General features: G+C 33.6%; 9 protein-coding genes and 1 pseudogene. All 10 read left to right on the forward strand.

Annotated features, from left to right (window positions below):
* Nucleotides 1-126 precede the first annotated feature (126 nt).
* Nucleotides 127-546: pseudogene (locus tag J2Z80_RS04960) on the forward strand (carbohydrate ABC transporter permease); the annotation flags it as partial.
* A 299-nt stretch (nucleotides 547-845) separates the two neighbouring features.
* Entirely contained in the window at nucleotides 846-1646 is an 801-nt protein-coding gene (locus J2Z80_RS04965) for a polysaccharide deacetylase family protein (protein ID WP_209453406.1), read from the forward strand.
* A 172-nt stretch (nucleotides 1647-1818) separates the two neighbouring features.
* A complete protein-coding gene (locus tag J2Z80_RS04970) occupies nucleotides 1819-2859 on the forward strand; it encodes an alpha/beta hydrolase family protein (RefSeq protein ID WP_245301155.1) in 1041 nt (346 codons plus the stop codon).
* Nucleotides 2860-2958: 99 nt separating this feature from the next.
* On the forward strand, nucleotides 2959-3879 hold the full coding sequence (locus J2Z80_RS04975; protein ID WP_209453408.1) for a pectinesterase family protein: 921 nt from the start codon (nucleotides 2959-2961) through the stop codon (nucleotides 3877-3879).
* A gap of 36 nt (nucleotides 3880-3915) precedes the next feature.
* On the forward strand, nucleotides 3916-5478 hold the full coding sequence (locus J2Z80_RS04980) for a glycoside hydrolase family 28 protein (protein WP_209453409.1): 1563 nt from the start codon (nucleotides 3916-3918) through the stop codon (nucleotides 5476-5478).
* 64 nt (nucleotides 5479-5542) lie between these two features.
* Complete coding sequence (locus J2Z80_RS04985; protein WP_209453410.1) at nucleotides 5543-6994, forward strand: tagaturonate reductase; 1452 nt, start codon at nucleotides 5543-5545, stop codon at nucleotides 6992-6994.
* A gap of 1 nt (nucleotide 6995) precedes the next feature.
* A complete protein-coding gene (locus J2Z80_RS04990; protein ID WP_094045932.1) occupies nucleotides 6996-8486 on the forward strand; it encodes a UxaA family hydrolase in 1491 nt (496 codons plus the stop codon).
* Between the two features lie 164 nt (nucleotides 8487-8650).
* Entirely contained in the window at nucleotides 8651-9988 is a 1338-nt protein-coding gene (locus J2Z80_RS04995; protein ID WP_094045930.1) for an MATE family efflux transporter, read from the forward strand.
* Nucleotides 9989-9999: 11 nt separating this feature from the next.
* Nucleotides 10000-10836 (forward strand): sugar phosphate isomerase/epimerase family protein, encoded by an 837-nt coding sequence (locus J2Z80_RS05000; protein WP_094045928.1) that lies wholly within the window; start codon nucleotides 10000-10002, stop codon nucleotides 10834-10836.
* A gap of 252 nt (nucleotides 10837-11088) precedes the next feature.
* Nucleotides 11089-11850 (forward strand): DeoR/GlpR family DNA-binding transcription regulator, encoded by a 762-nt coding sequence (locus tag J2Z80_RS05005; protein ID WP_094045926.1) that lies wholly within the window; start codon nucleotides 11089-11091, stop codon nucleotides 11848-11850.
* Nucleotides 11851-11867 lie beyond the last annotated feature (17 nt).

An 11867-nucleotide genomic window follows, 5' to 3' on the forward strand; every position in this document is an offset into this window, starting at 1 on the left:
TCTGTGCCGTACACTCTAATTATACCACGATTCCTACTGTCTATCGTGATAGTTTTCGTTTATCGTGATGCTGTCAAAGCATGATGTTTATTTTGGAAACAACTTCACTTATTAGATACCTATGTTCCTCTTTATGCGAATACAATTTTTGCCAATCAAGCGTTTTTTGTATTTTTACTGATACAATTTTTTAGAGGAATTCCAAAGGAGTTGGATGAAGCTGCAACAATAGATGGATGTAATTCATTTGAAATATTGATAAGAGTATTACTACCAATTATTAAGCCTGCTATTATTACAGTTATGCTGTTTCAGTTTTTATGGAGTATGAATGATTTTATGGGCCCACTTATTTATATATCAAGTGTAGGGAAATATCCTGTACCTATTGCGCTTAAAATGGCAATAGATACTACTATGGGTAATTTTGAATGGAATAAGATTATAGCTGTATCAATAATTACACTATTACCGTCAATAATTATATTTTTTGCAGCACAAAAATATTTTGTTGAAGGTATAGCAACAAGTGGATTAAAAGGCTAATGTGTATTATCATAGAAAGAAACTACTTAGTAGTTGTTTTGGAAATATTTAAGAACAATATCTTTAGAATTAAATTATAATAAGTGTTAGCAAAATCATTCATTAAGTTAAATATCAATGAAGTAAATTATAATGAAATTAGTGCTAGATATTAGTTTATAAAGACAACAACAATAATATATAAATTTTACTTTCGAAGCAAAATGGTCATTACCTTAAAATATTGATTAATATAGATTTTAAATAATTTTTATGTAATTTTAATAAATAGGAAATTTGGTTCAAAGGTGATATGAACTATGAAGATAACTTTCAATTATTATTTCGGGGCCAAGAAAAAAGCATTAACAATGAGTTACGATGATGGACAGATATATGATAGAAGATTGGTGGAAATATTTAATAAATATGGTATCAAGGGGACTTTTAATTTGAATTCTGGAAATTTTGATAAAGAACCATATGTTTCAAGTACAGAGATAAAGAATTTGTATCAAAATCACGAAGTTGCAGTTCATTCATTGAATCATCCGTATTTGACATTAATACCGCGGGAAGATTTGGTAGAGCAAGTAATGGAAGACAGGAAAAATCTTGAAGCGATTGTAGGATATCAAGTTTACGGTATGGCATACCCATTTGGTGATTATGATGATGAACTGTTGAAGAGTCTTCCATCCTTTGGTATAGAGTACTCCAGAACGACGATATCAACGAAGGGGCTTAGACCACCCAATAATTTTTTAGAGTGGCATCCGACATGTCATCATAACCAAGATTTAATTGAAAGATGGAAAGAGTTTAAAAATTTAAATGACAAGAAACAAATGTCGCTATTTTACGTCTGGGGCCACAGTTATGAATTTGAGAATAACAGCAACTGGCATGTTATAGAGGAATTCTGCAAGATGGCATCCTATGATGAATCTGTGTGGTATGCGACAAATATAGAGATATACGATTATATAATGGCATTGAAAAATTTAAAGTTCAGTGCTGATCATAGCATTGTATCAAATCCTTCATCAATACCAGTATGGATTGGTATAGATGGTGAAGCAGTAAAAATAGATCCTGGTGAGATTATTTACTTAAAGTAAAATCTGAGTTGTAGCAATTTCTTGAATGTTCATGTATATAAATTTGTTTGTTGAATTAAATTGTATAATAAAGAAAGTTTAAAATTGTATAGCAATAACAGGATCATGTTTATATACAAAAACGATTATATATTTTTGGTAGGATTTTATATTTGGGAAGGTGAATTAATTGTTGAAAAAATCAGACGTAAAAAATGAATTTCGTCCACTATATTCTTTAGAAAAACTATATAATTCATCTATACGTTCGATGGGTTTTGAGATTGATGATCCGTCAGATTTTACACAATGGAAGGAAGAATTAAAAAAGAAATTGATAGAGATTTTAGGTGGTTTTCCAGAACTAATTCCACTTGAACCACAAGTATTAGAACATAAAGAATTTAATAATTATATAAGAGAAAAAGTAGTTTTCAAGAGTGCACCGTATATTGATGTGCCAGCTTATGTATTAATACCTAAGAACATAAATAAAAGAGTGCCTGGTGTAGTTGCATTACATGGACATGGTTATGGGAAAAATGATGTGGTTGGATTATGGGAAGATGGTGAAGAACGTTCTGTCCCAGATGGTTATGAAGGTAATTTTGGTTTAGAAATTGTAAATAGAGGAATGGTTGTTATTGTACCTGATCAAATAGGATTTGGTGAGCGACGGGAAATAGAGGATATACAAAATGGATATAATACAAATTCATGTAGGAAATTAGCTTTTTGGGCTCAATTATTAGGCAAAACAGTTATGGGAATGCGTGTTTGGGATGTAATGAGATCAATAGATTATCTTACTAATTTACCAATGGTAGATAATGAACGTATAGGTTGTATAGGTATATCGAGTGGAGGAGCTACTACATTATTTGCATCAGCCATTGATGAAAGGATTAAAGTAGTGGTAATTAGTGCCTATTTAAATACATTTAAAGATTCTATTCTATCTGTTAGACATTGTGAATGTAATTATATACCAGGAATTTTAAAATATGCTGAGATGTATGATATTGCATGTATGATAGCACCGAAACCATTGTTAATAGAAAGTGGTATTAGAGATCATATATTTCCTATAGAGGCTGCAAATATAGCTTATGAACATGTTAAAAGAGCTTATAAGTTGTTAAAAGCTGAAGATAAGTTAGATAGGGATATTTTTGAGGGGCGACATCGTCTCAGTGGATGTAAAGCTTATGATTGGTTAAAAAGGTGGCTATAAAATATTTAAATTTAAAATTCAGGAAATAGATAAATTAGATGAATATTTTGTGTATTTAAAATATAATGAATACTATTTATTTTATTGGAGGTAATGAGTTTGCAAAAGATAACAGTATCTAAAAATGGCGATAGCGATTATAAATCGCTTCAAGAAGCAATTGATTCTATTAGAGTGCATCCACTCGAGCATGTAACTATCTTTTTAAAAGAAGGCATTTATGAGGAAAAAGTAATTATTCCAGATAACAAACCAGATCTTAGAATAGTAGGAGAAGGACCACGAAAAACAATTATCAGATTTGGTGATTATGCAGAAAAAATTGATGAAAATAATAAAAAATATGGTACTTTTAGAACACCTGTATTTTATGCTCAATCAGATAACTTAATAATTGAAAATCTAACAATTGAAAATATTGCAGGGTTTGGACCTGATATTGGTCAAGCAATTGCACTTTATGTTTCTGGTGATAAATGTATTTTTAACAATGTTAGTCTATTGGGGAATCAAGATACTTTATACAGTGCAAAGGGAAGACAATATTTTTACAAATGTTATATAGAAGGTCATGTGGATTTTATATTTGGATCTGGAACTGTTGTTTTTGATCATTGCACAATACACAGTTTGCGGGATGGCTTTATAACTGCACCATCTACTCCAAAAGAAAACAAATTTGGTTTTGTATTTTTAGATTGCAATTTGACTAGTTCATCACCAAATAATATAGTTTATCTTGGAAGACCATGGCGACCATATGGGCATGCAGCATTCATACGAACATGGATGGACACTCATATAATACCAACTGGTTGGGATAATTGGGATAATGTGGAAAATGAAAAAACGGCTCGATTTTTTGAATATTGTAATAAAGGACCAGGTGCAATTATTGAAAAAAGAGTTAAATGGTCTCATCAATTGACCACATCAGAATCATTGGAATATACAGTAGAAAATATATTTACAATTAAGGATGAATGGGTTCCTAATGTAAAAGCTCAAAACAATAATTAAGAGAATATCGTTTATCTTATGAAAGAAGGAATTAAAATGTTAAAATTAAATCTTATCTCTGTTTCATCAAGGACGATATCTATAGAAGTTGAGAATGATGAGTGTTATTATACTGATAGAGAGTATGTTTTATATATTAATTCTTTAAATGCTGGTTCTATCAAAACAAATGTTTTTACGATTAAAAACTTGGACCCAGATGAAGAATACAGTATATTAATAAAAGATGAAGAGACCAAAGAATTAAGTGACGAACTTGCTATAAGGACAAAGCCTGAGACAGCATATATTAATGTCAGGGATTTTGGTGCAAAAGGCGATGGAAAAAATCTCGATACTCTTTCTATACAAGCAGCGATAATGGCATGTCCAGATGGAGGAAGGATATATTTTCCTGAAGGTAAATATCTGACATGCCCACTTTTCCTTAAAAGTAATATGACATTGGAATTGGGAAAAGGCGCAGTTTTATTAGGTGCAAAAGAGAGGGAGATGTACCCTATCCTTCCTGGAGAAATAGATTGCAAAAAGATTGAGGACAGCTATTTAGGCTCATGGGAAGGTGAAGCAAAAGAGATTTTTGCAAGTTTAATAACAGGAATTGACGTAGAAAATGTGAATATTATTGGAGAAGGCACAATTGACGGCAATTCCAGCTTTGATACATGGTGGCACGACGCAAAGGTCAAAAGAATCGCATGGAGACCTAGAACTATATTCTTAAACAAGTGCAAGAATGTGTTAATAGAAGGTATTACAATAAAAAATTCGCCTTCTTGGACGATACATCCTCTGCTTTCTCAAAATTTGAAGTTTATCAATCTAAATATAGAAAATCCAAAAGATGCACCAAATACTGATGGACTAGATCCAGAGTCATGCAAAGATGTTGTCATCTTAGGAACCAGATTTTCAGTAGGCGATGATTGCATTGCCATAAAATCGGGGAAATTAGCGATCAGTCGAAAACTGCCAGTTCCATCTGAGAATTTATACATCAGAAATTGTCTGATGGAATATGGTCATGGAGCAGTTGTAATAGGAAGTGAAATGTCTGGCGGTGTAAAAAATGTGCATGTTGATAGATGCGTATTCAGAAAAACAGATAGAGGAATACGCATAAAGACTAGAAGAGGAAGAGGGAGTACAGGCATTATTGATGAGATACATGCTTCAAATATAAAGATGGATAAGGTATTGACTCCATTTACTATAAATAGCTTTTACTTCTGTGATGCGGATGGAAAGACTGAATATGTGTGGAACAAAGAAAAACTTCCTGTAGATGACAGGACGCCTTATATTGGCAATATATATCTAAAAGATATAACGTGCAACGATACGCAGGTGGCTGCTGGATATATGTATGGACTTCCAGAAAGAAAGATTGAGAAAGTAACGATGGAGAATATTTATATTAAATTTGATTTAAATGCAAAGCCTGATTATCCGGAGATGCTTAGTTTTGTAGATGAAATGTGCAGAAATGGCTTTTACTTAAACAATATTAAAAAGCTGAAATTAAAAAATGTAATAGTAGAAAATGCGTCGACAGAGCCTTTTATATTATTGAATATTGATGATGAAAAAATCGAATAGATATTTTTTTAAAATAAAATGTTCACGTGTGCCAAAATAAATCATATCAAGGAGGATGAAATTGATGAAGTTATCGTCAAAGATTTATAAGGATTATAAGAAATACCCAGAAAAAGTTGTACAGTTTGGAGAAGGGAACTTTCTAAGGGCATTTGTCGACTGGATGATTAATGAGATGAATGAAAAAGGCGTTTTTAATGGAAGTGTCGTTGTCGTCCAACCTTTAAGGAATGGATTAGTTCACCTATTAAATGAGCAGGATGGCCTGTATACGCTTATTCTTCAAGGCATAAAGGATGGAAAGGCTGAGAGGATGCATAAGATAATGAACAGCATCAGCAGAGGAATAGATCCATACAGAGATTATGAAAGCTTTCTTAAAGTGGCCGAAAGTGATAGTATAAGATTTGTGGTGTCAAATACCACTGAAGCAGGCATTGCATTTGATGAAAATGATAGATTTGACATTACACCGCATAACAGCTTTCCAGCAAAATTGACTGCCTTTATGTATAGAAGGTATAAACACTTTAATGGAAGAAGTGACAGAGGTCTTATTGTAATTCCGTGTGAACTTATTGACAAAAATGGTTTGAAGCTTAAAGAAATGATTTTAAAATACGCAGATTACTGGAATCTAGAGAAAGGGTTTGTTGACTGGGTAGAAAATGACAATGTATTTTGCTCGGCTTTGGTTGACAGGATTGTAACAGGATATCCAAAAGAAGATATCGACAAGATACAGGAGGAGATAGGGTACGAAGATAGCCTAGTAGATGTAGGAGAAATATTCCACTTATGGGTTATAGAGGGGCCGAAATGGATTGAAGAAGAGTTTTCTGCAAGCAAGATTGGCTTAAATGTTAAATTTGTAAATGATATAACACCATACAGGGATAGAAAAGTAAGAATCTTAAATGGGATGCATACGACAATGGTACCTATTGCTTATCTATATGGTATAGATACAGTCAAGGAAGCTGTAGAAGACGAAGTGGTAGGCAAATTCATAAGAGATGCTGCATATGAGGAGATAATGCCAACTTTGGATCTGCCGGAAGACGAGATTAAAGAGTTTGTTAAAGAAGTCTTTGACAGGTTTAAGAATCCATACGTAAAACACTACCTGACAAGCATAGCCCTTAATGCAATGTCAAAATATGAGACAAGAGTTTTGCCTTCTCTTTTAGAGTATGTCAAAAGGTTTGGAAAATTACCTCATAAACTGGTCTTTTCGCTTTCTGCATATATAGAGTTTTACAAAGGGCAAAGAGGCAGTGAAGTCATACCATTAAATGACGATCCTGAAATACTAAAGATGTATCAAAACTTGTGGAAAAACTTCGATGGCAGTTATGATGGTATAAAATATATTGTCACTAGAGTTCTAGAATACGATAAAGTGTGGAGGATGAATCTAAATGAAGTCAAAGGCTTAAATGATGCTGTTACAGAGTATCTCTACTCAATTGAGAAAAATGGAATCAAAGAATCCTTAAAAGAGGTGCTAAAATAATATGAAGGATGTCATAAAAATAAATTCCAGCGACAATGTGGCAGTTGCATTAAGGAATATAAAAAAAGGTGAAGAAATTGTAGAAGATGGTAAAAAAATAACACTTCTTGATGATGTACCGAGGGGCCATAAAATTGCTTTAGGAAATATTAAAGAAGGACAGAACGTAATAAAGTACGGGTATCCTATAGGTCATGCACTTTCAGATATACCTGAAGGTGCATGGGTTCATACCCACAACATGAGTACTAATTTAAGCGGAATTCTAAAATATACTTACAATAAGAGGCAAATTGAGGAAAGTGTGTATGAGAAAAGAAACATTACTTTTAAGGGATATAGAAGGAAATACGGCAAAGTAGGTATAAGAAATGAGCTGTGGATTGTACCGACTGTAGGTTGTGTAAATGGTTTAGGAGAAAAAATTATAAACAGATTCAAAGATGAAGTCAAGATAGACAGTATTGACGGAATAGAGATATTTAAACATAGCTATGGGTGTTCACAGCTTGGAGATGATCATGCCAATACAAGAACAATTCTAATGGATATAGTAAAGCACCCCAATGCCGGCGGTGTCTTGGTTTTAGGGCTTGGATGCGAGAACAACAATATACCTGCATTTAAAGAAAATTTAGGTGAATATGATAAAGACAGAGTCAGATTCTTGGTTGCACAGGATGCTGAAGATGAGGTAGATGAAGGTGTAAAATTATTAAAAGAACTTTATTACAATATGAAAGAAGATAAGAGGGAAGACGTAGACTTAAGCGAATTGACAGTAGGACTTAAATGCGGTGGCTCTGACGGATTTTCAGGCATTACTGCAAATCCTTTAGTTGGTGCTTTTGCAGACTTTATTATATCGCAGGGTGGAAGTGCTGTACTGACAGAAGTCCCTGAGATGTTTGGCGCAGAGCAAATGCTTATGGAAAGAGCACATGACGAAGATGTATTTAAAAAGACTGTTAACCTGATAAATGATTTTAAGCAGTACTTCATGAAATACGATCAGCCTATATATGAAAATCCTTCTCCAGGAAATAAAGCTGGCGGGATAACAACTCTGGAAGAAAAATCTCTAGGGTGCGTTCAAAAAGGTGGTAAATCAGAGGTGGTTGATGTCTTAAGGTATGGTGATACGGTTAAGAAGAAAGGGTTAAACCTCTTAAATGCACCTGGAAATGACCTTGTTTCATCTACTGCATTAGCAGCTTCAGGATGTCAAATTATTCTTTTTACTACTGGAAGAGGGACTCCTTTTGGAACATTTGTTCCAACAATAAAGATATCTACAAATACTCAATTATACCAATTAAAACAAAATTGGATTGATTTCAATGCTGGAACTCTTGTTGAAGATAAAAATATCGATGAAGTTTTAGAAGAATTGGTTAAATATGTAATTAAGGTGGCTAGTGGGGAGCTTGTTAATAACGAGAAGAACAATTTTAGAGAGATTGCTATTTTTAAGAATGGTGTAACACTGTAGACATGGTAAAATGACAGCTATTGCAAGGAGTTTGTATCACAAATAGTCATAGTATCTACTTTATTAAGTATTTTAATACTGACTTTAGTTATATACTTTTAAGGGTTATCTTTCCTGTGCATTAGATGATTACTATTAAAGCTTCAAAGGGATCGAGGAGAGCAATGATTATCAAAAAGGACATATTCAAATTGATTGGGCCTATAATAACGGAGCAGACATTTATAAGCTCCATGGGCATAATAAATACAATATTAGCCAGTAGACTTGGAAAAGAAGCTATATCATCTATAGGAATGGCTGACTCAATAAATAACATTTTGATTGGATTTTTTTCTTCACTGGCAGTTGGCGGTACAGTTGTCGTAGCTACTTACATTGGTCAAAAGAATCAAAAGGCTGCTAACGAAGCCAGCAAGCAGATAATGTACTCTGGAGAATTCATTACGATTTTGATAACTATTTTAATATGGTTTTTGAGGTATCATCTTGTTTATTTGCTATTTGGTAAGGCAGAGAAAATAGTTTTTGAAAATGCAATTTTATACTTAGGGATAAGCCTTATAACATACCCGTTCATAACTGCCCAGTTGGTGGCATTTGGAGTTTTAAGAGGTGCTGGAGATACCAAGACACCTATGTATATAAATATATTCATAAACGTATTGAATGTTGTTTTAAGTTATTTATTTATATACGGGTTAAAGATTTTAAGATTTCATGGCATGGGTGTGAAAGGAGCGGCAATAGGTATTGGATTGTCAAGGCTTGTGGGAGCTATAATTGCTTTATATGTTTTAATAAAGGGAACTAGCGTGATAAAATTAAGCAATTTGCGTTATTTCAAGCCGGATTACAAAATGCTTAGATCTATATTCAATATTGGACTTCCGGCAGGAATTGAGTCGCTTTTATTCAGCGGTGGCAAACTTATAACGCAGGTCTTTGTTGTCTACTTTGGAACTGCATCAATAGCTGCCAATTCTATAGGTTTTTCAATACAGCAGATATTCAATATACCTGGGAATGCATTAAGCATAGCTTCAACGATAGTTGTTGGCCAGGACATGGGCAGGGGTGATCCAAATGCCGCAAGAAAATCACTGTACTACATGACAGCTCTTGCTAGCACATGCATGGGTATACTAGGGCTTGTTTCATATCCATTTTCAAGATTTTTAGTCTCAATATATACCACAAATCAGGACGTCATAAATATAGCTGTGAAGGTTGTAAGGCTTAATTTGCTGTGTATGGTTTTGTGGGCATTGTCATTTGTTTTGCCTGCAGGATTAAAAGGCGCTGGTGATGCAAAATATACTCTTATGACATCTATTATTGGCATGTGGGTATTCAGAATAGTATTAGGTTATGTTTTAGGAGTAATTTTAAATTTTGGGCTTGTTGGTGTTTGGATAGGCATGTTTACAGACTGGGCTGTGAGAGGCATACTTTACCTGACAAGGTTAAGGGGCACGAAGTGGCAGAAAGCTGTGGTATAGAGGTGGTATTTATGAATTTAGGCATTAGAGCACATGATTTAGAGCATCTTTCAATAGAGAAACTCCCGGAAGAAGTTTTTAAAAAAGGGCTTTCTTCTGTTCAATTGGCCATTAATAAATCTTTTCCAGAATTAAATTTGAAAAATGGAAGTTTATCTCCCGGGTTAGCCCGCTATATTGGAGATTCTTTTAAAAGTTATAACATCCAGATTGCAGTACTTGGATGCTATGTAAACATAATTCATCCAGACTTAGATGAAAGGAGGAGATCATTAGAGTTTTTTAAAGAGCACATCAGGTTTGCAAGGGATTTTGGATGTAGCATCGTGGGGACAGAGACAGGAAATGTACATGCTAAGATGGGCTTTACTACTGATAACTTCCGCGAAGAGCCTTTTCTTGAAGTTGTAAAAAGCGTCAGTGAATTAGTAGAAGAGGCAGAGAGATTTGGAGTTTTTGTTGGAATTGAGGCTGGTGTAAATCATCCGGTTTATTCTCCTAAAATGATGGGAAGGCTTATGGATGAAATAAAATCAAACAATTTGCAGGCTATATTTGACCCGACAAACTTATTGACAGAAGAAAATTACATGAATCAAGATACCATATTTAATGAAGCGTTTGAACTTTACGGTGATAGAATTGTGGCTGTTCATGCAAAGGACTTCACAATAAAGAATGGAAAATTAGAATTTGTGCCTGTTGGAAAAGGTTTGCTGGATTATGATACCATATTTAAATTTATAAAATATAACAAGCCGTACATCAATATTTTGATGGAAAATACAAAAGAACCTTTTATTGACGAAGGCATTTTATATTTAAAGCAAAAATACAAAATTGTGTAATGTGAAATCCACAAAAACCACATAAAAATTTTTGATTTTAAGAAGGAATTTTTGGATTTATGTAGAATATATTAAATTAAAGAAGAGAAAAAGCCAAATATAGATTTATAATATAAAAATTTTTTCAAAAGCGAAATTTGTGATCGTTGATAAATTTTTTAAATAATAATGTAAATCATTCACTTTTGAGTTGGGATTTATCATGTTTAACATAGATAATGATGTGAATATTTGTATATAGGATGGTGTTTTATGTTAGCTGCAACAAGAAGAGGTAAGATAAAGGAAATACTGATGAAGAAAAAGTCTGTGAAAGTATCTGAGCTTTGTGAGATGTTCCAGGTATCTGATGAGACAATAAGAAGAGATCTTGAAGAATTAGAAAAAGAAGGACTAATTGAGAGAAACTATGGCGGTGGGGTACTGAAAAAGAATGTAATTGTTCCGCCGCTCCTAATTAGGATGGAAGAAAATATCGAAGAAAAGGAGAAAATAGCGAATAAGGCTTTGGATGAAATAAAAGAAGGCATGAGCATATTTTTAGATGCAGGTTCAACGACGTATCAAGTAGCACGCGCTATTAACTATAAAGGTGTAAAAAACTTAACGGTCATAACAAATGGATTAAACATCGCTGCAGAGCTTGCCAGCAATACGGATGTTAATTTATTTGTGACTGGTGGGAACTTAAAAAACGTCAATTATTCATTAGTAGGACCAGATACTGTGGAATATGTAAGACGGTACAATGTCGATACAGCTTTTCTTGCGGCAGCCGGCGTTTCGGCAGAAAAAGGCTTTACAACGTCAGATATTTTTGAAGCGGAAGTTAAAAGGTCTATGCTTGGCTCTGCAAAAACGGCTATAGTTGTTGTTGACAGCAGTAAATTTGGAAAGGATGCTATGGTATCATTCTGCAACATAAAGGATGTTGACAAGGTGATAACGTCAGGAGACCAAAATCTTGATGTGATAGAAGATTTAAAGAGTCATGTCAACATAGTATTGGTATAGATATATTAATGGTCTTT

The sequence above is a fragment of the Thermoanaerobacterium butyriciformans genome, from assembly GCF_017874545.1.
GTDB classification, from domain to species: domain Bacteria; phylum Bacillota; class Thermoanaerobacteria; order Thermoanaerobacterales; family Thermoanaerobacteraceae; genus Thermoanaerobacterium; species Thermoanaerobacterium butyriciformans.